Origin of the sequence: Blastopirellula marina DSM 3645 (genome assembly GCF_000153105.1) — a bacterium.
GTDB classification, from domain to species: Bacteria; Planctomycetota; Planctomycetia; order Pirellulales; family Pirellulaceae; genus Blastopirellula; species Blastopirellula marina.
In genome coordinates this window covers 1,093,521-1,114,642 of sequence record NZ_CH672377.1, presented here as the reverse complement: position 1 = coordinate 1,114,642, position 21,122 = coordinate 1,093,521, and the positions used below count along the sequence as shown (strand labels likewise).

Genomic DNA, 21,122 nt, shown 5'->3' with positions numbered 1-21,122 from the left:
CCTACGGCGTTACACCCCCACAAACGTCAACACGCCGCCAGCTAGCACTACCTTCTATGTCGAGCGAAAAAACAACGGGGATCGTGATTCGCATTGTCGAATTCAGCGAGAGCAGTTGCATTACGACGCTGTTTACTGAGGACTTCGGTAAAATCTCGGGGATCGCCAAGGGGTGCCGCCGACCCAAAAGTGCGTTCGAGTCTGCTATTGACCTGTTGTCGCTCTGTCGCATAGTGTTCCTCCACAAAACGAGCGACTCCCTCGACATCCTGACCGAAGCGAAGTTACTACGTAAGTTTCGCTCGGCTCAGCGTAGTTTGCCCCATTTGTACGCGGGCTACTACATCGCCGAGTTGCTTGGAGAGTTTACGCACGAGTCCGATCCGTATGCGGAGTTGTTCCACATCGCGGATCAAACTTTGGCCGAACTGGATGGCGGCGGAAACGTACCGAAGCTAGTGCTTCATTTCGAGCTTTCGCTGCTGAGATTATTGGGGCAACTGCCGGAATTGTCGTTTTGCGTCGATACCGGAAGACCTGCTCCTAAAACGGGTCGCGTGCCGTTGGGGCTGTTGGCAGGAGGCGTTTTGTCTCGCGAGGCCAGAGCCGGACATCGGCAGGTGATCGACGTCACTGCAGAAACGATAGAGATCTTCCGTCGGCTGGCCGAACCGGGAGAAAGCTGGCGGGAAACGGAGATTCCGGCCAGTCGTCGCGGCGAATGCCGCGGCGTAATCAACCGATACATCACGCATCAAGCCGGCCATCGGCTCAAGATGCACGACAAGCTGGGAATGCTTAGCGAATGACACGAATGCCGGGACATGGATGCCCCCGTCGATCGCCGCAGCCAGGACGCGTTGCGGTTCTGGCCTGCATGGCGGCGGTGTTGGGCTGCGCTTCATGGCGACCAGGCGGCGCCGAGACTGTCGCCCAAACCCCTGTAATGTCGCCAGGCGTTCGCCAGGTTTCCTTTGAAGAAAACCAGCCGCCAGGCGCTGAAGTCGAGCCTGTCGAGGTCGAGAAAAAGTCGTGGTGGCGATCTTTGGGCGGCGACGCCGTCGAACGATCGATCCGCGAAACGACCGGCAAAGTTGCCCAAGACAAAGCGCGTGCGAAGCGACTTTACGCCGAAGCGGAAGCGCAGTACGAACAAGGGATCAAAGCGCCGGTCGGCCAGCGTGACAACGCGCTGCACAAAGCGGCGGACAACTTCATCTTGGCAGGCAAGTACTACGGTGAATCGGACCTCGAAGAAAACTCGCTGATGTACGCAGCCGAGTGCTATTACTTTTTGGACGAGTATCCCGACGCCGTTGAGATGTACGGGAAGCTGGTCAAGAAGTACCCGAACACCAAATACCTGGATCAGGTCGGCAATCGTCGATTCAAGCTGGCCCGCTACTGGGTTGATCGATACGCCGAGAATCCCGATTGGACGTTGGCGCCGAACTTTACCGACGAAGAGCGACCCCTATTCGACCGATTCGGCAATGCGATCAAGTTGTATGACATGATCCGACTGGACGATCCGACCGGAAAATTGGCGGATGACGCTACCTTGGCCGCGGCCAACGCCAACTTCAAACGGGGCAAGTACGAAGCGGCGGACCGGTTTTATACCGATCTGCGACAGAACTTCCCGTCTAGCGAACATCAATTCATCGGGCACTATCTCGGCATGTTCTGCAAGCTGAAGATGTACCAGGGGCCCTCCTATGATGGGCAGTCGCTCGAAGAAGCCGGTAAGCTGGCCGAGCGAATGGAGCGGCAGTTCCCTGATCGGGTTGTCGAACATCGTGAAGCGATCGACGCCGCGAAAAAAGAAGTTCGGGCCAAGCAGGCCGAACGCTTATGGCATCTGGCGACCTTCTTTGAAGGCCGACAGCAATACGGCGGAGCTCGTTTTTACTACGACCAGGTCATTCAAGAATTTCCGAACTCGAACATGGCCGACGCCGCTCGTCAGCGGATGGTCGAAATCGCCGATCGTCCCGATCATGCGCCGCAAAAGGCGAAATGGCTGGTCGATTTGATCGACTACGACGAGGACAAGGACATGCCGAAGATTGCTCCGGAAGATTCGACTCCACGCACCGCAAACGTTCAGGCCCCATGATCGATCGTCGCTGGATATGGATGCCGCTGTTGGCCGCGCTGTTCAGCGGAGGCTGCGCTTGCTATCAAATTGGAGCGCGCACCCTTTATCGGCCTGACATTCAGACGGTCTATGTACCGATGTTCGCTTCAGAATCGTTTCGATTTGGACTGGGCGAACGTCTGACGGAAGCGGTTGTCCGCGAGATCCATGCGACGACGCCCTACAAAGTGGTGTCGAAGGAGATGGCCGACAGCACGCTGAGCGGCGAATTGATCGGCGATCAAAAGTCCGTCATCGCCGGCAACGGCTTGGACGAAGCTCGTATCATCCAAGAGAATCTAACGGTCGTCTATCGCTGGACCGATTCTCGCGGCAATGTGTTGCAGCAGCCGCTGTCACTGACGCTGGCGCCGCCGCTTTCGGCCGATACGCTTAACGTGGCGAGCAAGTATGTGCCCGAATCGGGGCAAACCATGGCGATCGCCCAAGAAGAGGCGATCCGCGATTTGGCGGTGCAAATCGTCCGAAACATGCAGGCGCCCTGGTGATTCACGGCTTGGCCCCCTGGTAAACTGAGGGGATGCCGCACGACGAACTATCCGCCCGATTTCCTACCCGCGCTCTTACTTGGAAGCTGCGTCGTCGCACGCTTTCATTCGATCGCACCCCGCTGTTGATGGCGATCGTCAACGTCACGCCTGACAGCTTTTCGGATGGCGGTGCTTTCTTTGATCCCATGCAGGCGGTCGAACACGCGCTGCGGTGCATTGACGAAGGCGCCGCGATCTTGGACATCGGCGGCGAAAGCACGCGCCCCTATTCAGAGCCGATCGACGTATCGGAAGAACTGCGCCGCGTGATTCCGGTAATTCGGCATCTTAGCGAAGTGACCAACGTACCGATCTCGATCGATACGTCCAAAGCGGTTGTCGCCCGAGAAGCAATCGAAGCCGGAGCCGAGATCATCAATGACGTGACCGGTCTCTCGGGCGATCCGCGGATGATTGACGCTGCGCGCGAGTGCGGCGCCGGCGTCTGCGCGATGCACATGCAGAGAACGCCGCAAACGATGCAGGATGATCCGCAGTACGACGATGTGGTCGAAGACATCTTCGCGTACCTAACAGAGCGGCGCGACGCGTTGATCGCGGCGGGAATTGAACAAGAGCGAATCTGTCTCGATCCCGGCGTGGGGTTCGGCAAAACGCATCAGCACAATCTCGACTTGATGGCCGGCTGTGGGCGTTATCATGAACTAGAGCGACCGCTGCTCGTGGGACATTCCCGCAAGGGATTCATCGGCAAACTGCTGGAAGACAAAGAGATAGCCCGGACTTACGGTAGCGTCGGCGGAACATTGGCTTTGGCCCGCTTAGGCGTGCAGGTCATCCGCGTGCACGATGTGCGTGCGAACTTCGAGGCGCTACGGCTGTTTGTTGCGTGCGGCGGAGTCGATGGAATTGCGGGTACGATTCCTTCGTAAGACTTTAACACTGGGCGGTCAACATGGACGACGTGAATAACGCTGAAAGTAATCCGTTCGCCAGTCCCGTCGCGAATGCACATGTGGCGACCACGCCGCGGGGCGAATTGGTTGACTGGTACGCTTTGCCAGTACGCCGTAGTATGTTGGTCGGAGGAGTCGTCGGTGGTCTCTTGTTTCTCGCCTTCGTTAGCCCTGGGATGTATGTCGTCAGCCGCATTGGAGTTGTTGATGAGCCGTGGGCTTCGATCCTTCATTTTCTGGTTGGGGTCGCCGCCGGCATGATGGTCGGCGTCATCGCCGGAAATATTGTGGGCTTCGTTGCGATATTCGTCCGCCGCACTTCTTGGCGGACGGTCGCCCATCTTCTGGCGAGCGGCTTGGTTTGCCCTGTCGTGTTTGTCGGCTCTTTTCTGGTACTTGCCGGGCCAGTGCGCGAGATGACTCCGCTTGCATACATCGGCTTCTCCTGCGTTATGTTGCTGGTTGGGCTTGGCGCCGGCATCTATTCGTTTCGCGGATTGCTTCGGTTGTCGACGGAGGGAAGTCCACGGCGGCGACTGCAGAAGGAACCGACGTTTTGACCAATAACGACACCAACCCGTACGCCAGTCCGCGCGAGGTTCGGTCTCACGCCGAAGTCCAATCGCCGGTTAGCGGCGCACCGCAGCCGCTGCGAATATGGCTTTGGTGGTCCGCTCGTCGCGGAATCATCGGCGGCGTCGTAGCTGGGTGCTTCCTGTTTTTGGTGGGCGTGGTCGTCTCGGTGATTCGCAATGAATGGTCTGTCGTAGGGGAGATGTTCACCGGTTGGTCGCATCTGAGATCTGTCTTCCAGGTGTTCTTGCTCGGGGTTCTTTTCGGTGGTGCGGTTTTCGGTGCGATTGCGTTTTTTTTGGGGCTAATCGCCTATGGTTTGCAGAAGTTTCGCTATCGTGAGTGGATGCTATTTCTGCTCTGCTTGATCCTGCCGACGCTCCCAATGCTGACGATGGTGATCTTTTCTATAGTCGCAGGTGAAACGATCAACGATGGGTTGGGGCTGATCTCACTGTTCGCCATCTTCCTCATTTCGGTCGGAGTTGGGATTTCCATCTTTTCACGCATCACGGGCACGCTGTTTCGAAGTCGAGATAGTACGGTGCTCATTCATTCGCAAGAGTCGTCGTCATCGTGACTGAGCCAGACCACAACCCGTTCGCCAGTCCGCCGATCGAAGATGAAGATCCGGCCGATGCGCCGTTGATTGATGGAGATCGGATCGGTCGCTGGTTGGCGCTGCCGATGATCTCTGGCGCTCTGAACGGCGCTGGCGTTATCGGGATCGTCGGCTTCTCGCTGGTCTGCTTGTTCTATCTCTCGGTGGGGGCATTGGGCGAGTTTGTCTATTCATCCGGGGGACGAACCGCGCTGGGGGCTCAATTGCTGCAACTCTCCCTCTTTGGTGGATTGTTTGGCGGGATGAGCGGACTTTGTCACGGCAGTCTTGCTTTCACGCTGCGAAATGCTCGCCGACAACGAACGACCATTGCCGTTTTGGGATACGTTTTTCCGCTGGTGATTCTTGGGGGACCGATTCTCTACATCCTGCCGCTTCAACAGGGACTGCCGTTGATCTGGAAGCTTTCGGCCGGCGCAGCATTTTGCTTGGGCTGCCTACTAATCGGGTGGCGGATGAACGGCAATATTCACAAATATCTGCTGTCTCGTCTCGAGAGCGAATCCCGCAAAGCGTAGTGCTCGTCTGTAAGTGTTTGCAGTAAAACACTTTGCGTTAACATTGCGAACCTTGTTCGCCGTTGCGTTTCCATTGACTTAAACGGCGAATCCCTCGATACTACCGAGTTGGATAGCTACGCGCTGTCGGCTCGCTAACCCATTACCAATTCAAGGTTTCATGTCGATTCTCGAGAACCAAGATCTGGCCCAGTACTGTCTGGAAACCGCGCTCCGAGCGAAAGAGGCTTCGGCCGCTTTGGCTTTGGTCTCCGGCGCACAGAAGAACGGCTGGCTGCGAGAATCGGCGAAGCAACTACGAGCGGCGGAAAAAGCGATCATCGCGGCCAATGCGATCGACCTGGCGGCGGCGCCCGAATATGGTCTGACCGCGGCCGAGATCGACCGGTTGAAACTTGACAGCAAGCGGATCGAAGGAATCGCGGCCGGTCTAGAAGAAATCGCGATGTTGGCCGATCCGATTGGTTCGGTGATCGACTCGACGGTTCGTCCCAACGGGCTCGACATTCAAAAAATCCGCGTCCCGCTGGGAGTGGTTTTCTTCATCTACGAGTCGCGCCCCAACGTGACCGCCGACGCCGCCGCGATCTGCGTGAAGAGCGGCAACGCCGTGATCTTGCGCGGCGGTAAAGAAGCGGCCCATTCGTCGCGGGCGATTGTCGAAGTAATGCAAGAGACGGCGCTCGACTTTGATATTCCCTCGTCGGCGGTGCAGTTGGTCAACACGACCGATCGAGCCGCGGTTGGGCACTTTTTGAAACTGAATCAATACATCGACGTCGCGATTCCGCGCGGCGGCGAAGGGCTGATTCGCCGCGTCGCTGACGAAGCGACAATGCCGGTGATCAAGCACTTCAACGGCAACTGCCATGTTTATGTCGATCGTGACGCCGATCTCGACATGGCGATGTCGATCACGGTCAACAGCAAGTGCCATCGCTACGGCGTCTGCAACGCCGCTGAGTCGCTGGTCGTCCATCAAGACGTGGCCGATCAGTTTTTACCAGCGATCGGCGCGGCGTTGATTGAGCGAGGAGTCGAAATTCGGGGAGATTCGATCACGCAGTCGTTGATCCTGAAAGCGAAGACTGCGACCGATGAGGATTTCGCCGCCGAGTACCTGGGGCCGATCATCAGTGTGAAAGTAGTCGAGTCGCTTGATGCGGCGATTCGCCATATCAATCTCTACAGCTCGAAACATACCGAATCGATCGTCACCCGCAATCTGGCGGCGGCTCGTGAATTCGCTTCGCGGATCGATAGTTCGGCGGTGATGGTGAACGCCAGCACGCGATTCAACGACGGCGGCGAGTTTGGACTGGGCGCCGAAATTGGAATTAGCACCGACAAGTTCCATGCTCGGGGACCGTGCGGTCTTGAGGCGCTCACTTGTTACAAATACGTGGTTTACGGCGACGGCCAAATACGCTCGTAACGGCTCGTTCGATACGATCCGATTGAATTCAGGGAGGGATTCATGGGCAACGACAATGTGCTAAGCCAGGCGGAGGTCGAAAGCCTGCTGAACGCGATGGAGGCGAGCGGGCCAAAGAAGTCCGAAGCCCCTCCGCCTCCGCAAGCCAACATCCAGAACGTCGTCGCGTCGGTATCCGCCGGCGACGACATTACGAAGCCTGCGCGCCCACGCGAGAAGATCACCCCCTACGACTTCAAACGTCCAGAACGCGTCGGCAAAGAGCAGATGCGGGCTCTACAATCGATGCACGAAGGCTTTGGTCGTAACTTTGGCGCCGCGCTTTCGGGGCTGCTTCGCAACATCGTCGAAGTGAAACTGACCAGCGTCGATCAGCTGACCTATAGCGAGTTCATTTTCAGTCTTGAGAATCCGAGCTGCTTCAATCTGTTGACCGCCAGCCCGCTGGAAGGGAACCTGATTCTCGACATCAATCCGTCGATCCTGTATCCGATCATCGATCGTTTACTGGGGGGCGGCAAAGAGAGCAGCCCGGTTTCACGCCGTCCGCTGACCGAGATCGAACTGACGCTTGTCGCACGGATCACCAACCTATTTCTGCGTGAGCTTCGGATTGCCTGGGAGAACGTCCTGGACTTGCAGTTGAGCGTCGTCCGCGTCGAGAGTAACCCGCAGTTGGTGCAGATCGTCCCGCCGAACGAAGTGATCGTGCTAATCAGTTTTGAACTGACGATCGGTGACGTGCGCGGGATGATGAACTTGTGTATCCCGTTCAATTCGATCGAACGAATCGGCGGCAAATTGACCGCCAATACCTGGTTCGCCTATGGCACTTCGGAAGTGAGCGAAGAGTCGCGACAGGCGCTTAGTACGCAAATCGACGGCGCTTCGGTCGAAGTTGGCGTGACGCTGGCCGAGACCAAGATTACGACCGAGGACCTGCTGGAACTGCGCGTGGGGGATGTGATCACCACGCCCAAAGATTCACGCGAGCCGCTGAAAGTCAGCGTCAACGGCGTGACCAAGTTTCTCGCATTTCCCGGTGCGTTCAAAGGCCGCAAAGCGATCCAGGTGGACGCGATTTTGCCGCCGAAGTTGCAAAAGCCTCCGCAACCGAAAATGCCCACGAACAACCCGCCGCCGGCGCCGGCGAAACCGCCGGGCCGCAAGTAAGTTTCTTTAGGCCGCGGACGTGAATATCAGCGAGAGGACGTCGAGCAAGCTCGCCGCCGTTTGCGGATTGCGGCTGACGCGTCGGTCGTTGAGCCGCTTCCAAGCGATCACGGCGTAGGCAAGATACCGCTCTTGCACGTCACTGCGCAGCGCCGGTGGAAGCTCGCATGCAATCTCAGGCCAAACGTTCTGCAATTGGGCGAGCGACTCGATGCTGCCGGTCAATGCTCCGGCGACTAACTCATCCAACTGCGCCAATCGCTGCTGCTCATGAATGGAGATCCCGGCGATTTGCGTCGATGGCAATGGCCCGGCGATCTGCACCAGACGAGCCGAGCTAGCGGCGCGTGAGTGAGCCGGATGCGGCGCGTGGCTCCGGACAATTTTGCGTTGTCCTTTTCCTTGGCTGGGAGCGTCGACCCCAGTGAACGCGGCGGCGACCACGTCGTCCCGCTCCATTTCGGCCGCGATTTGCGTTTCGTCTTCTTCCATCGAGAGCAACTTCAGTCGCAATTGTTGGCCCAAGATATTGAGTTGCGACGCGTCGAGGTGGGGATCTGCCTGACCAAGCAGCTTGACCGCCGAAGCCGGCAAATTGGTTCGCAATGCGACCAAGATCCATGTCGCCCACGCGTTTCGCAGGCGATCCCCATTCATCGGCGGATTCGCCAGATCAAGCAGGGTCAGCCCTTCGCTGCGAACGGCTCGGCGTTGCTCTTCATGGTTGCTCTCTAGTCCGAGAAATCGGAACGGACGGCGCTGCGAATAGCGGAGCCCGGTCGAGAACGAGAATTGCGGACGCAGACTTACCGGCACCAGATTGAAAAACTGGGCGAAGAGACTTTCATCTCCCCCATAGCCGGTCAGTGCCAAGCGAGGCTTATCGAGCGCCTCTTGAAACCAGGCGGTCAGCAGGTAAGGGGTCCGTTCTTTCTGCGATTGTTTGAACAACGCCAAGTCAACCCCTTTGCTGGCGGGCACGAGCTTGATTTCGGAAAGCTCAGACGGTAGCGAACTTTGCCAACTGAGATTGGCGTCGACCGTAGCAGCTGTTAGCAGATGAAAAGGGTTGTTAGCGAATAACGCAAACTGCGGTGCGTCAATCAGCAGGCAGTGGGTATACACCTGGCGACCGCCGCGGCCGCTGTATTCGGTCTGCCCATTGATGGTGCGCGAGACGCAATATCTACCGGCGCCAATCGGATGAAAATTGACGCTGTAGGCGGCGAAATCGTCACGTAGCATCGCATCGTGCGCAGGGCACCAGGTCGCTAATTCGCGTGAGTCTTCGGTGGAGACTCCGCGACTAGCGGCGACCAGTTGATAGCCGTCGAGACGCGAAGTTTGCGCCGAGGTGAAAATCGCTTGTTGGATCGTGACGCCCATAAAGGATAAGAACCTGCGAGGAGAATTTGGAGACAAGCAGTGAGCAAACGAGGTTAAACTTTGCGAATTAGCCATTCGAATGGTTCGACAATGCCGCGCGGTTCGATTCGCAGCGGAATGTTTACCCTTGAGCCATGGTCCATCTTCTGCGTACACGCGCCAGTTACGCTGGAAGCGAAGAAGCCGACCGTTTCAAATCGTTCGCCGATTTGCTGCCAAAGGTTCGGCGTCCGATCTCGCGCGTAACGATCTGGATTAGCGAAACAGGGATCGCACTGATCCGCTTTCGAAAACACGATCGCCATGGGCCGTACGCACTTGCCGCGACGCTTCTTTTGCGATTGTTCACTGAGATAGGTGATCAGCTTCATCATGAAATAGTTTTGCTCTTGCGAGCCGTCTTCAATCCGTTCGGTGTCGATCAACAGCAAAACGCCGGCACATTTTTTCAAGAAGGAGTGAATCGCCGGGTACGAATGGGGGTGATCGACTTCTTCCAAGATCGCTTCGCCGGCCATGTCAGGCATGATCAATTCGATCGGCCGCTTTTGACTCGGCAGCTTCGCCTGGCAATGAACCCAGTTCCAGCGATCTGGTTCGTTGGGCGTTTTTTCTGGAAATGCGGTAGCGGCCAGCGCCGCCATCGTGCGTTGTTGCAGAGTGATCGAGAACGCGCCGCGAGCCAATACTTGCACGCGATTGTTGCGCCGCGTGAGCATGTCGAGCAGCATCCCCAGGTAGACGGTTTTGCCGGCTGCGGCGGTTCCTAGCACGGCGATCATGCCAGGCTCAATCCCCTGCGAATTGGCTTGGTGCGACAAGGCCATTGGCGCCGAACAGTGACGACACAGCTCAACATCGTAGTTGTTGTCGCCGCCGCAGATGTAACAGGAAATCGGAACCGCGTATTGCGCCAAGCGATACGATTCCATGGCTACGAGCGCTTTGCGTACCATAATTAGTTCTCCACCCCTGCCGCGCCGGCGGCTTCGAGTTCGTCTTCTGATCCTGCCGAATCGAACGAGTTATCCTCGAGCAGGATATCGCAAAAGCTGACCGCACAGCGGAATCCGATGTTGTGCTTGCGAGCGATCGCCTTATCGCCGCTTTGATAGTCGCACGAAGCTTGATGATCAAAATAAGTGTCATAGGCGCCGCCGCGTAAGCTGCGCATCGCGCTATCCATCACCAATTGATCTCCCGGAGAACGCCAAGCGCCGAAGCGACTGGAGGTCCACTCCCAGACATTGCCGATCAGTTGGTGACACCCGCCCACGCTTGCGCCGCTTACATATTGCTCGACCGAGACGACATGCTCGGGGCCGCAGCCCCAAAGGTTCGCCCGACCTTGATCCATCGATTCTCCCCAGGGAAAGCGGCGCTGGATGGGTTCGGCGCCGGGCAAAGGGACCGGCCATGCTCCGGCCTTCATCCATTCGGGGTCGGACGGAAGTCGTTTGCCGACCCAGCGAGCGTAGGCGGCCGCTTCGTACCAACAAACGCCAACCACCGGCAGTCGCTCTTCTCCTTCGACATGCTTGCCGTTGCGCCAATAACGGGGGCCCGGCAGTCCAGACTGATCGACAAAATCGAGCACCGCCGGCCAGATTTCCGGATCCCACAGCGGCATCTGTTCGTAGCCGCCGGCGTTGACGAATTCTTGATATTCTTCGTTCGTCACTTGAAAGCGATCGAGATAAACCGCTTCAACCCGAACCAGGTTGCCGGCGTAGCCTTGCTCCTGGTCGTCATTTCCTTTGTATCGACCGACCAGGACGTCCCCTTCTGGGACGATGGTCATCTGGTCGTCAAACGCTTCGCGGGCTTGGTCTAACAGCCGCGGCGGCAGATTGGCCGCGATTTGGGGTCGCAACAGCAATGCATATCGAGCTTGCTCTAACATCAAGCGAGCCAGGGCTTCCGTGTCGGAGGGCTCTGGCTCTGGACGTGATTTCGGTCTTTGAGGGCGTGCAACGCTGGCCGATGCTGCTACCGCAAGCCGGCGATGGCGTACGAAGCGACGGACGAAAGCGGCGATCGCAGCGAGTGCGACGACGCCGACGACAACGAGCCAAAATCCCGCCAGCCAGGCGATCCCCAACGCGCCGACGGCGACGCCGATTGCGAGTGTCGTCCATTGTTGTTTGATGAAAAGCATTGGAATCAGTCCTGCAACAAGTTTGACATTGCCCCTGAGCAGCGATTGCGATTATCGAGTTTGGCCATTGGTTCTGCGACGGCTGATGTCACGTTGTAATTTTGCGAATTGCGCCATCACCGAATCGACGACATTGTCGGCGTCCATCGGACGCGACTGAGCCGATTCGCGCACGACGGTGTTGGTGCCGACCGATGTCGACGAGAGTGATTGATCGGCGGCGGCCGGCCGTGTCGCGATTGCGCCGGACTGGCGTTCCAGAATCGTCCGCATCGACTTCAATTCGGTCGACCACTCGGCGCGCTCGGCCGCGATTTCTCGTTTCTGTTGGTCGACTGTCGCGGTTAGTTCGGCCGCGCGGTTGCGAACGCGAGCGAGTTCGTCTTCAAGCTCGCCAAATTGTTCTACGCCGCTCTCTTCCGGAAAACTGTCGGTTCGATCAAACTGCTGCTGCGCATCGAGCAGTTCGATTTTGACCATCGCAAGCTGTTGTTTCAGATGGGAGATTTCACCGCGGCTTTCTTCGAGCTCGCGCATCGCTTGGACCGATTCACGCAGTTGGCGCTCTAGATCTGCATTCTTTTGCTCCATCTCGGTCAGACGCTGGACGCTTGACGCGGCGGAACCGCTTTGAGATTTCCAATGATCGATCTCAGCGCGGGCGGCGCCCAATTGCGCTTCGGCTGCGGAGAGTTGATTTTCACGATCCGAGATCGTTTGTTGCAGCAACGCAAGTTCGGCCGAGTTTTGTGCGGACGAATCGGCGTGGGCCGACTGTTGTGCGGCGGTTTGAGACGCTTCGAGCGAGCGGCGCTCGAACTCCGAGGACAAGCGTCCGAGTTCGGCCACCAATTCTTCGACGAATTGCTCTAGGCCCTGGTTATGAGCCCTTAGCTGTTCGAGCGCCTCTTCCAGGGCAGGGTAACCTACCTGGAGCAACTGTTCTGGACTGGCAGTCACGGCGATTCTTCTTCCCACCCAGGCGTGATCGTTTCGTCTGCTCGCGGTCTTCGCGAGCCTGCGTATGAAAAGCAGTGGAAGCGGCGATGCGCCTCCGTTACTGAAAAGAAAGCAGCGGCGCTGAGGTCGGTTGCGACCTTCGCCAACTGAAAACTAGGTCGAATTCGTCCCGCTGGCAATGAATCGAGAGCGTGAATGTTTACTTTTTCCTCGCGGTGGGTATTGATCGATAAATTTGTCGCTTCCGCTGTGATCGCTATAATCGATACAACCCCTTTTTCAGACGCCGTAAAGCATGTTAGGGTTAAGTCAGACAGCGAAGCTCGTTTAGCAACTACGCAGGAGACATTTCCATGATTCGTACGACTTTGATTCCGGCGCTGGTATTCGCCATGCTCGGTTCACTCGGTATGGTAAGCGGCGCCAGCGCAGCTTCGGTAGAACCTTCTTGCTGTGCTCCCAAGCCCGTCGAGTGCTGCGCGCCCCCTTGCATCTCGTATCGCGATCATCACAAGTTGTTCGCACGAAAGTGCGGCAGTTGTGCGCCGCCGGTCAAGATGGTGATGGTTGTAGAAAAGCCATGCACGAATTGTGCCTTTGAAGTGCCGGTTTGCGTTCCCGCTTGTTGCGAAGGAGCGCCAACCGTTTGCAGTCATCCTGGTATTTTGGGACGTACCGTCGTCGAGTATGAGTGGTGCTGCGGATTCCGTATCCGGATGGTCTTCACGCGTTGCGGCGATTTGATCGTCCACTCGTACTATTAAGCGAAGTGGCTCGCGTGACGCCGATTAAGGCGAAAGAAAATCTACCAGCCCCGTCTATATTGGCGGGGTTTTTCTTTTGCTCTCACCGGTGTTCGACAGGTACGATAGAAGGTAGAAGCGTCGCCATCACTCTCCCTATTCGGAAGGCGTTCTCTATGAGCAAAAAATCGAAGACGGCTCGCAAGTCGAAGACGCACAGTCACCGCATCGGCGCCGATCCTGAGTTGCGCGCCGCGGATTCGATGACCATCTTTTGGATGCTGTGCGGGGTCACCACCTTGCTGGCCGAAATCGCCATCATCGGCGTGCAGGGCTCTATCTGGGCGAGTGGTGAGCCGTCGCCGCAGCTCGAAGCGATCTCGATGCTGCTGTTGATGGTCGCGATGGTGACCGGCACAATCAGCGTACTGCTGATTCCGGTCGTCTTGCAGCAGCGCCGCTCTGCTCCCCCCAAAGCGATCGTTCGCGCCATGGTGGTCATCGGTCTACTGCCGTGGGTCGCGTTCTTCGTGCAGATCGGAAGATAGGCCAACTTTGATCTTCGCCTGTAGATCCCCGGGGGGCGAATCGACGCACCCTGCCGGACTATTTCTTCCCCAGATCTTTCTCTTCCTGCTCTTTAAGTTGCTGCAAGAAGCCTTTCGGTCGCAGGTCAGCCGCTTTGAAGCCTGCGGCGAGCATCGCCTGGTAGGTGACTTTCAATGCGGTCGCTGGTTGGCCGTTGCGATCTTGTAGATAGTTGGCTGCGAAGAAGGCGCGTTTGCCGGTGCTGCTATAGGTGTAAACCTCTTTGCCGGGCGGCAGAGCTGCAATGATTTTGCGGCATTCAGGATCGAACGCGATCTTGGAGAACGGCGCCAAGGTCGCTCCTGCGAGATGTCCCTTCTTCCACTCGACTTCTTCGCGCACGTCGAGCAGGACCGCTTCGCCCTTTTTGAATTTCTCCAGAACCTTCTTCAGATCTTCGCCGCGGGCAAAACTAGCGGAGACGCTGATCAGCATTATCGTGATCAGCGTGATATTCGTGCGAGCCGTCATCAAGCGAATCCTCCGAATAATCGGAACGTGAAGTCGTGGAGATCCTAAAAGTCGGCGCTCCCCGGCGTACGCGGGAAGGGGATCACGTCTCGGATGTTCCCCATGCCGGTAATGAACTGTAGGATGCGCTCGAGCCCTAGTCCAAACCCAGAGTGGGGAATCGTGCCGTATTTCCGCAGTTCGACATACCACCAATAATCGGCCGGATTCAGCCCCTGCTCCTGCATTCGTTGCTCCAGCACGTCTAACCGCTCCTCGCGCTGACTGCCGCCGATGATTTCTCCCACTTTGGGGGCCAGCACATCCATCGCTCGCACCGTTTTTCCATCGTCATTGCAACGCATGTAGAACGGTTTAATCGTGCGGGGATAGTCATGCAAAATGACAGGGCGTTTGAAATGGACCTCGGTCAGGAAACGCTCGTGCTCGGACTGCAGATCGGTTCCCCATTCCACTTTGTAGTCGAACTTCCGCCCACTCTTCAGCAGAATGTCGATCGCGTCGGTATAGCTGACGCGCAGGAACTCGCCGTCGGCCATCGCGGTTAGCGTCGCGAGCACGGTGTCGTCGATGCGGTCATTGAAGAACTGCAGATCGTCGCCGCAGTCACGCATTACGTCCGAGATAATCCGTTTGATGAAATCCTCGGCAACCTGCATGTTTCCTTCCAGGTCGACGAACGCCATCTCCGGTTCGACCATCCAAAACTCGGCCAAGTGCCGTGACGTATTGGAGTTCTCCGCGCGAAACGTCGGGCCAAACGTGTAGACATTGCCCAGCGCCGTCGCAAAGATCTCCCCTTCCAACTGACCGCTCACCGTCAGGTACGACGGCCGCTCGAAAAAGTCTTGCGTGTAGTCGACTTTGCCGCCGGTTTTAGGGGGCGCATCCAAATCGAGCGTCGTGACCTTGAACATCTCGCCGGCGCCTTCGCAATCGGACGCGGTGATGATCGGCGTGTGAACGTAGAGAAAACCGCGCTCTTGGAAAAAGTTATGAATCGAACGCGAGACGCAGTTGCGAACGCGAAAGACGGCGCCAAACGTATTGGTGCGGGGACGCAGATGCGCCCACTCTCGCAGCTTTTCCATCGAGTGCCGCTTCTTTTGCAGCGGATAGCTCTCTGGGTCGGCCCAGCCGTAGACGTGGACTTCACTCGCTTGGATTTCGGTCGTTTGCCCTTTACCCTGCGACGCAACGATCTCGCCCAGAATGCGCACGCTGCAGCCGGCCGAGAGCTTTTTGACTTCCGACTCGTAATTCGTCAGCGCGCCGTCGGCGACCACCTGGATGTTGCCCATGCAGCTGCCGTCGTTCAGCTCGATAAAACTAAACCCCGCTTTGCTGTCGCGGCGCGTGCGAACCCAACCTTCGAGCTTGACCTGATTGCCGACCTGATCGGCCGAGAGAGCGGAGCGAACCGAAATTTTTTGCATGACGAACCTTCCGTGCCTGCGGTGCGAAGTCCGTTATTCTAGCCGCACAAGCTCGAAAGCAAAAAGGGCGGCCGCTTGCAGAAACAAGGACCGCCCTGGAGTTAGTTCGTTTTTGCAATTTTTCTATTCCGCGATATCTGCGGGGGCATCGTCCCGTTTGCAGAAGAAAAAGCCGACGAACACTGAGATGATGTAGAGCACTACCAGCGCCATCACCACATTGGTCGCCAGCGCCGCCTCTGGATTCGTATTGGTCGCTTTCGCCCAGAGCGATTGGCCCGCGGCGCCAAACGCCCCCACGACCGCTAACACCATCAAGACATTCCAAATGACCATCGAAACCCCGGTCGGCTTTTGACTTCCCAAAATCCGCTTGCTGTTCATCATCAAAAAGAACGTCGTATAGGCGATCGGCAGCAGCAGAATCGCGAAGCTTGAGGCAACAATCGCCAGCCAGATTTTCGATTCGCCTGTCCAGAAATAGAACCATGACGCGCCGGCTAGTCCGGCGATCAGGCAGCCGATGACGTGCGGCGCACCGCCCGCTTTGGCATGAAACATCTCGGTAAACGCATAGCCGTTGATCAACATCAAAATGATGATCGTTGAGAAGCCCATCCCGAAGACGCCGAGACCGAAAATAAGTCGCGCCGTCGACTTTCCTAACAGCGGCGCGAGCGCTGCTGATAGTTGATCGGCGTTGCGTTGCACCAGCGATGCGACGATCAGACGGTCGGCTTCATTCAGCGTGGTTAGGTACTCTGGCGCCAGCTTTTTGGCCAAATCGCTTTGCTGCTTGGCGATTTCAATATCGGTAAACTGGGTGTCGCCAGCGGTGATCGCGACAAATTGATCCGCGTATTCTTTCTTGAGCAGCGGAGTAATTACGGCAGTGGCGCCGCTGATAATCGGCGATTTAGCGACTTCCGCCGGATCGCTGCTCAGCCAATAGGGGTCCACTTTCGGATCGTTGTAGTTGCTGCCGTTAAAACGTCCCGCCGACGCGATCACTACGCAACTGGTGACGATGATGTAAGGAATCGCCATGCCGGTCGACAAGTCGAAGCGCGCCAAGCCGCGAAACGGGCGATCCCAGCCGCGAGCCAACATGGAGTAAGGGAGCAAAAAAGTCATGTTGATCCCAACAGCCGTCGCGGCTGCACCGATCATTACGTCGCTTTGGGCAGTCACGATCCGATTGCGGAAGAACTCTTGATGCGATTCGCTCGCTTGTTTCACAAGCTCGGCCAGGTCGCCGGTCGGCGCACTCAATTGACTGAGGTCAGGAATGAACCCGGCGAAGATCTCGCCCCAATTCAGCGCTCCCTCGCCGGCCATCAACACCACCACGCCGAAGAAGCAAATTACCACCATACCGACCAATAGCTTGAGCACGGTGTCAAAGATCTTGGCGCCGGTTCCGCCGCGGGTATTTAGCAGCACCACAAAACCGCCTGCCAGCAACAGAGCTCCCGAGACGACGACCTTCGACGTTACGCTGCCGTCCAGGAATCCAGGCAGCAAGTTTTTGTCGAGCGAGTCGTAGCAAAGCGAAAACTGCGGCATGATAAAGATCATGTTGGCCAAGCTGGTCGCAATCACCCAACCCCAGCCGAGTGCGGGATTGATGTGATCGTTGATCTGGCCAAATGGCTTTTGCTCGGTCGAGAGCGTGACGTAGCTGATCGCCGATAGCATCACGACGCCCATGATGATCGCCATCAGCTGCAGCCAGAGCATGTTAGTGCCGCCGAGCGATCCCAGATAAAGGGCTCCGGCGAGCGATCCGCCCCCCAGCGTGATCGCGCTTTGCAGCCAGCCGGGACCGGAGAGTCGAACAAAGGCGAAGATCGTCGCCGCTGTCCCTTTCTCGTGGGCCTCTTGCAAAATTTCTCGATCAGTTTGAACGTGGTTGCTTGGCGGCGTTTCCGCAGCGGTAGCGTTCGATTCAGACATGGCTGGGGCAGAACTCGTGGTGAGGGAGAAGATCTTGAGGAGGGTCTAGTGTAAAGCGCATCGTTTCCCGCTTGTAGCGCCTTCTGTGCAAGGCGCTACAAAAAGTTTGCGAGACTTTGCGTTTTAGTGGTGACCTTGAGCGGCCAGGTACCGTTCGGCGTCGAGCGCGGCCATACAACCGGTACCGGCGGCGGTGACCGCTTGGCGGTAGTTGTCGTCCGCGACATCGCCTGCGGCGAAGACTCCCTCAACGCTGGTGTTGGTCCGGAAGGGGACCGTCCATTTGAGGTAGTTTTTGTCGGTCATATCGAGTTTACCCACCAAAAAGTCGGTATTCGGCGTGTGACCAATTCCCAGAAAGAAGCCGCTTGCTTCGTAAACCTTGGACGTGTTATCGACCACGTTTGTCAGCTTAGCGCCGCTCACCCCGTTGTCATCATCACCGATGACTTCGTCGACCACCGAATTCCAGACGATCTCGATTTTCGGGTTTTTCTCAGCGCGTTCGGCCATGATCTTTGAGGCGCGCAGCTCGTCGCGGCGGTGAACCAAGTAGACCTTGGACGAGAATTTGGCCATATAGTCGGCTTCTTCCACCGCCGAATCGCCGCCGCCGACGACGATACAGGGCTGATCTCGGAAACGCGGCAGCGCACCGTCACAGACGGCACAGGCGCTGACTCCCCGGTTTTTGTACATCGCTTCGGACGGGAGTCCCAAGTAATTGGCCCGAGCACCGGTCGCGACGATCACCGAATGGGCTTCAATCCATTCCCCTTCACGCGATTTCAGGCGGAAGGGACGGCTCTCGAAATCGACTTCGACGATGTCGTCCCCCACGATCCGCGTCCCAAAGTTCTTGGCCTGCTGACGCATCAGCTCCATTAATTCCGGACCGCTGACCCCATGTTTCATGTGGGGGGCCATATATTGTCGAATCGAATTATCGATCGAGCCGTCGAGATAGGCGGTCATGTCGCCTGACGGAAAGCCCGGGAAATTCTCGACTTCGGTCGTCATCGCCAGCTGACCAAGCGGTCCGCGACCGACATCGTAATGCTCTTGGAGTGGAGCGCCTTCATAAACCAAGGGTTGAAGCTCGGCTCGGGCGGCGTAGATCGCCGCAGTCCACCCAGCGGGTCCGCTTCCAATGATGAGGACTTTCTCGGCCACGTAATCTTCCTATGATTTTAGGTAATAGCTAGGCGCGTCGGCCATAACTGCTCGAAGCGAGTTATTATAGGCGGATCCAGGTAGCAGTCCACTGCATGCAAGCGGCGCCAGTTGACGAATTTCGCCCTCTCTGATAGGATCAGCCGCTTGTTTTCGTCCCCTGCAAGTCGTAGGGGCGCATATTCACCGGGAAGCGGGCCAAACGCCCAAAACCGGAGCATGCGGAAAACGTCTTTCTAGCTGTCGATCCGCTGCTGGCGAAGTGAGGCGGATCGGTCAGGAACTGTCAACCAAATCAGACAGATCCACGGCCTGAGAGATATGGGTATCGCTTCGCAGAGGCTGAACCTTTGCGGTTCGGCCTGTCTCCGGCTTATAGAGGCGCCGGCATCGCTCTGTTTGCACGCATCGTTTCCGGGCATTCCCAATGTTAAAGGAAAGCCTTTATGTCTACTGATGGTGCAGTGAAAGACGGTAGTGCAAACTCCGTCATCAAAGAACTGGTCGAATCGGGTATTCACTATGGTCACCGTACCAGCCGGTGGAACCCGAAGATGGCGCCGTATATCTACGCCAAAAAGAACCAGATCCATATCATCGACGTCCGCGAAACGATTCGCGGTCTGCTGCGAGCCAAAAAGTACCTGACCCAAGTCTCCGAAGGGGGCTCGCTGGTGTTGTTTGTCGGCACCAAGCGTCAGGCCGGCGCCTCGATTGAACGTGAAGCCGAGCGCTGCGGCATGCCGTTCATTAACGAGCGTTGGCTTGGTGGTACGCTCACCAACTTCCGCACGATTCGTAGCCGCTTAACCCGTCTGGAAGAGCTGGAACGAATCTTGGAAGGGGACGAGCTCTCGAAATACTCGAAGAAGATGCAGTCTTCGCTCGCCCGCGAATATCGCAAGATGTACCGCAACCTCAACGGTTTGCGTACGATGAATCGCCTGCCCGAAACGTTGGTGATCGTCGATCCGAAGAAAGAAAAGAATGCGATTCGCGAAGCCCACTCGCTGGGAATCACGACGGTTGCGTTGACTGATACCGACTGCGATCCGGATGAGATCGATTTGCCGGTGCCGGGCAACGATGACGGTATCCGCTCGATCGAACTGTTCACCAAACATTTGGCGGACGCGGTTCTCGACGGCAAGCACAACGTCGCGATGAAGGGTAAAGACGCAGTCCCTGCTTCGTAACGCGAATCGCGGCTCGTTCATCAAAGATTCAGGGGAAGCGGATAGAACCTCCTTCCCGCTATTGTGAACTTAAATTCTGACACCGACTAAATCTCGGAGAATCTGATATGGCTGGAATTTCGGCGGCTGCGGTAAAGTCACTCCGCGAAAAAACCGGACTTCCCATGATGGAATGTAAAAAGGCGCTGGTCGAAACCAGCGGCGACGAAGAAGGCGCGATCCGCTGGTTGCGCGAAAACGGCGTCGCCATCGAAGGTAAGCGTCAAGACCGCGTGACCGAATTTGGTCGCTTCGGCGTCTTCGCGGACTTCGAAAACGGCGTCGGCGCCATGGTCGAACTGAAGTGCGAAAGCGCCTCGGTCACCCAGCTCGAAGATTTCATTCTGCTCGCGGAAGACATGGCGAAGGTCTTGGCCGAAGGGCCGGGCGCTGCGACCCCTGAGGAGTTGCTCGCTCAACCGTCGACCATCAAGCCAGGCACGACTCTTGGCGAACTGAAGCTCGACCTGTTCAATCGCGTTCGTGAAGTCTTCAACATCGGCCGGATGATCCGGATCGATGCTCCGACCGGCGGATACAGCCACAACAGCTCGACGGTTGCCGGCGTGTTGATCGAAGTCGAAGGCGGCGACAGCGAGACGGCCAAAGACGTTTCGATGCATATCGCGGCGATGCGTCCTTCGGCGTTGAATGTCGATGAACTCGATCCGAAAGTTGTCGAAAACGAACGCTCGATTTTGACCGAAGCGGCTCGCAACGAAGGCAAGCCGGACAAGATCATCGAAAAGATGGTCGAAGGTCGCTTGCGTAACTTCTACGCCGAGTCGGTTCTGCTTGAACAGCCGTTTGTTAAAGACGACAAGCAATCGGTCGGAAATTACGCCAAAGAAAAGGGAATGAAGGTCAAACGCTTCGTTCACTGGCAATTGGGCGAAGGAGATCAGTCGGAAGGCTAGACTCTCTCGCGATTTTGTCCCTGAAAATTTAAAGAGCCCTGCTCGCTGTAGCAGGGCTCTTTTCGTTCTTGACGCACCTGGGATCCATCAAACCTGACGCATCTGCTGTGCGGCCAGCGACGTTTCCGGTAGAATTCCGTCGACGAATTGGGCTTCTCCCATTCAAATTG

Annotated in this window: 21 protein-coding genes; 13 read left to right on the top strand and 8 right to left on the bottom strand. The window is 57.0% G+C overall.

Annotated elements, in window-relative coordinates; genetic code table 11:
• The first annotated feature begins 56 nt into the window (after positions 1-56).
• The 9 genes from recO to fliM all read left to right on the top strand — a co-directional run bounded on the left by recO (position 57) and on the right by fliM (position 7,929).
• Positions 57-809 (top strand): DNA repair protein RecO, encoded by a 753-nt coding sequence (recO, locus tag DSM3645_RS23590; protein WP_002655136.1) that lies wholly within the window; start codon positions 57-59, stop codon positions 807-809.
• On the top strand, positions 806-2,119 hold the full coding sequence (locus DSM3645_RS23585) for a tetratricopeptide repeat protein (RefSeq protein ID WP_081444990.1): 1,314 nt from the start codon (positions 806-808) through the stop codon (positions 2,117-2,119). Before recO ends, DSM3645_RS23585 begins: the two co-directional genes overlap by 4 nt.
• Entirely contained in the window at positions 2,116-2,649 is a 534-nt protein-coding gene (lptE, locus tag DSM3645_RS23580; RefSeq protein ID WP_002655134.1) for an LPS assembly lipoprotein LptE, read from the top strand. Before DSM3645_RS23585 ends, lptE begins: the two co-directional genes overlap by 4 nt.
• Before the next feature lie 32 nt (positions 2,650-2,681).
• Entirely contained in the window at positions 2,682-3,584 is a 903-nt protein-coding gene (gene folP, locus DSM3645_RS23575; RefSeq protein WP_002655133.1) for a dihydropteroate synthase, read from the top strand.
• Between the two features lie 23 nt (positions 3,585-3,607).
• A complete protein-coding gene (locus tag DSM3645_RS23570; protein WP_002655132.1) occupies positions 3,608-4,168 on the top strand; it encodes a hypothetical protein in 561 nt (186 codons plus the stop codon).
• Positions 4,169-4,350: 182 nt separating this feature from the next.
• Positions 4,351-4,761, top strand: a complete 411-nt coding sequence (locus tag DSM3645_RS23565; RefSeq protein WP_161603407.1) for a hypothetical protein — start codon at positions 4,351-4,353, stop codon at positions 4,759-4,761.
• Entirely contained in the window at positions 4,758-5,321 is a 564-nt protein-coding gene (locus DSM3645_RS23560; RefSeq protein ID WP_002655130.1) for a hypothetical protein, read from the top strand. Before DSM3645_RS23565 ends, DSM3645_RS23560 begins: the two co-directional genes overlap by 4 nt.
• A gap of 160 nt (positions 5,322-5,481) precedes the next feature.
• Positions 5,482-6,756: a glutamate-5-semialdehyde dehydrogenase gene (locus DSM3645_RS23555; RefSeq protein WP_002655129.1), complete on the top strand. Its 1,275-nt coding sequence runs from the start codon at positions 5,482-5,484 to the stop codon at positions 6,754-6,756.
• A gap of 42 nt (positions 6,757-6,798) precedes the next feature.
• Positions 6,799-7,929 carry a flagellar motor switch protein FliM gene (gene fliM, locus DSM3645_RS23550; RefSeq protein WP_002655128.1) on the top strand — a complete coding sequence of 377 codons (1,131 nt, stop codon included), beginning with the start codon at positions 6,799-6,801 and terminating at the stop codon, positions 7,927-7,929.
• A gap of 6 nt (positions 7,930-7,935) precedes the next feature.
• On the opposite strand, the gene DSM3645_RS23545 is transcribed toward fliM, so the two are convergent.
• Genes DSM3645_RS23545 through DSM3645_RS23530 form a run of 4 tightly spaced genes read right to left on the bottom strand, consistent with a single transcriptional unit; the run spans position 7,936 to position 12,433 of the window.
• Positions 7,936-9,315 (bottom strand): GAP1-N2 domain-containing protein, encoded by a 1,380-nt coding sequence (locus DSM3645_RS23545; RefSeq protein ID WP_002655127.1) that lies wholly within the window; start codon positions 9,313-9,315, stop codon positions 7,936-7,938.
• 53 nt (positions 9,316-9,368) lie between these two features.
• Complete coding sequence (locus DSM3645_RS23540) at positions 9,369-10,271, bottom strand: TRAFAC clade GTPase domain-containing protein (RefSeq protein ID WP_002655126.1); 903 nt, start codon at positions 10,269-10,271, stop codon at positions 9,369-9,371.
• Positions 10,272-10,273: 2 nt separating this feature from the next.
• Positions 10,274-11,473, bottom strand: coding sequence for a formylglycine-generating enzyme family protein (locus DSM3645_RS23535; protein ID WP_002655125.1), 1,200 nt, complete (start codon positions 11,471-11,473; stop codon positions 10,274-10,276).
• Positions 11,474-11,524: 51 nt separating this feature from the next.
• Entirely contained in the window at positions 11,525-12,433 is a 909-nt protein-coding gene (locus tag DSM3645_RS23530) for a hypothetical protein (RefSeq protein WP_040352965.1), read from the bottom strand.
• A gap of 353 nt (positions 12,434-12,786) precedes the next feature.
• Between DSM3645_RS23530 and DSM3645_RS23525 the strand changes: the two genes are divergently transcribed.
• Both DSM3645_RS23525 and DSM3645_RS23520 read left to right on the top strand, forming a co-directional pair.
• Positions 12,787-13,197, top strand: a complete 411-nt coding sequence (locus tag DSM3645_RS23525) for a hypothetical protein (protein WP_002655123.1) — start codon at positions 12,787-12,789, stop codon at positions 13,195-13,197.
• 155 nt (positions 13,198-13,352) lie between these two features.
• Entirely contained in the window at positions 13,353-13,724 is a 372-nt protein-coding gene (locus DSM3645_RS23520) for a hypothetical protein (protein WP_002655122.1), read from the top strand.
• A 58-nt stretch (positions 13,725-13,782) separates the two neighbouring features.
• Here DSM3645_RS23520 and DSM3645_RS23515 read toward each other — a convergent pair whose 3' ends face one another.
• The 4 genes from DSM3645_RS23515 to DSM3645_RS23500 all read right to left on the bottom strand — a co-directional run bounded on the left by DSM3645_RS23515 (position 13,783) and on the right by DSM3645_RS23500 (position 18,800).
• Positions 13,783-14,235 carry a rhodanese-like domain-containing protein gene (locus DSM3645_RS23515; protein ID WP_002655121.1) on the bottom strand — a complete coding sequence of 151 codons (453 nt, stop codon included), beginning with the start codon at positions 14,233-14,235 and terminating at the stop codon, positions 13,783-13,785.
• Positions 14,236-14,279: 44 nt separating this feature from the next.
• Positions 14,280-15,671, bottom strand: coding sequence for an asparagine--tRNA ligase (gene asnS / locus DSM3645_RS23510; RefSeq protein WP_002655120.1), 1,392 nt, complete (start codon positions 15,669-15,671; stop codon positions 14,280-14,282).
• A gap of 123 nt (positions 15,672-15,794) precedes the next feature.
• Entirely contained in the window at positions 15,795-17,627 is a 1,833-nt protein-coding gene (locus DSM3645_RS23505; RefSeq protein ID WP_002655119.1) for a divalent metal cation transporter, read from the bottom strand.
• 123 nt (positions 17,628-17,750) lie between these two features.
• Entirely contained in the window at positions 17,751-18,800 is a 1,050-nt protein-coding gene (locus DSM3645_RS23500) for an NAD(P)/FAD-dependent oxidoreductase (protein ID WP_002655118.1), read from the bottom strand.
• Positions 18,801-19,246: 446 nt separating this feature from the next.
• Here DSM3645_RS23500 and rpsB point away from each other — a divergent pair, with 446 nt between their 5' ends.
• Complete coding sequence (rpsB, locus tag DSM3645_RS23490; protein ID WP_040352964.1) at positions 19,247-19,996, top strand: 30S ribosomal protein S2; 750 nt, start codon at positions 19,247-19,249, stop codon at positions 19,994-19,996.
• Positions 19,997-20,103: 107 nt separating this feature from the next.
• Complete coding sequence (gene tsf, locus DSM3645_RS23485) at positions 20,104-20,952, top strand: translation elongation factor Ts (RefSeq protein WP_002655115.1); 849 nt, start codon at positions 20,104-20,106, stop codon at positions 20,950-20,952.
• The last annotated feature ends 170 nt before the right edge of the window (positions 20,953-21,122 follow it).

What these genes read in the sequence shown, in the direction of transcription:
- DSM3645_RS23525 (WP_002655123.1), top strand. Translation starts at nt 12,787, where the DNA reads ATGATTCGTACGACTTTGATTCCGGCGCTGGTATTCGCCATGCTCGGT.
- asnS (WP_002655120.1), bottom strand. Translation starts at nt 15,671, where the DNA reads ATGCAAAAAATTTCGGTTCGCTCCGCTCTCTCGGCCGATCAGGTCGGC.
- recO (WP_002655136.1), top strand. Translation starts at nt 57, where the DNA reads ATGTCGAGCGAAAAAACAACGGGGATCGTGATTCGCATTGTCGAATTC.
- rpsB (WP_040352964.1), top strand. Translation starts at nt 19,247, where the DNA reads ATGTCTACTGATGGTGCAGTGAAAGACGGTAGTGCAAACTCCGTCATC.
- DSM3645_RS23520 (WP_002655122.1), top strand. Translation starts at nt 13,353, where the DNA reads ATGAGCAAAAAATCGAAGACGGCTCGCAAGTCGAAGACGCACAGTCAC.
- DSM3645_RS23505 (WP_002655119.1), bottom strand. Translation starts at nt 17,627, where the DNA reads ATGTCTGAATCGAACGCTACCGCTGCGGAAACGCCGCCAAGCAACCAC.
- DSM3645_RS23535 (WP_002655125.1), bottom strand. Translation starts at nt 11,473, where the DNA reads ATGCTTTTCATCAAACAACAATGGACGACACTCGCAATCGGCGTCGCC.
- DSM3645_RS23515 (WP_002655121.1), bottom strand. Translation starts at nt 14,235, where the DNA reads ATGACGGCTCGCACGAATATCACGCTGATCACGATAATGCTGATCAGC.
- DSM3645_RS23555 (WP_002655129.1), top strand. Translation starts at nt 5,482, where the DNA reads ATGTCGATTCTCGAGAACCAAGATCTGGCCCAGTACTGTCTGGAAACC.
- DSM3645_RS23540 (WP_002655126.1), bottom strand. Translation starts at nt 10,271, where the DNA reads ATGGTACGCAAAGCGCTCGTAGCCATGGAATCGTATCGCTTGGCGCAA.
- tsf (WP_002655115.1), top strand. Translation starts at nt 20,104, where the DNA reads ATGGCTGGAATTTCGGCGGCTGCGGTAAAGTCACTCCGCGAAAAAACC.
- folP (WP_002655133.1), top strand. Translation starts at nt 2,682, where the DNA reads ATGCCGCACGACGAACTATCCGCCCGATTTCCTACCCGCGCTCTTACT.
- DSM3645_RS23585 (WP_081444990.1), top strand. Translation starts at nt 806, where the DNA reads ATGACACGAATGCCGGGACATGGATGCCCCCGTCGATCGCCGCAGCCA.
- DSM3645_RS23545 (WP_002655127.1), bottom strand. Translation starts at nt 9,315, where the DNA reads ATGGGCGTCACGATCCAACAAGCGATTTTCACCTCGGCGCAAACTTCG.
- DSM3645_RS23570 (WP_002655132.1), top strand. Translation starts at nt 3,608, where the DNA reads ATGGACGACGTGAATAACGCTGAAAGTAATCCGTTCGCCAGTCCCGTC.
- fliM (WP_002655128.1), top strand. Translation starts at nt 6,799, where the DNA reads ATGGGCAACGACAATGTGCTAAGCCAGGCGGAGGTCGAAAGCCTGCTG.
- lptE (WP_002655134.1), top strand. Translation starts at nt 2,116, where the DNA reads ATGATCGATCGTCGCTGGATATGGATGCCGCTGTTGGCCGCGCTGTTC.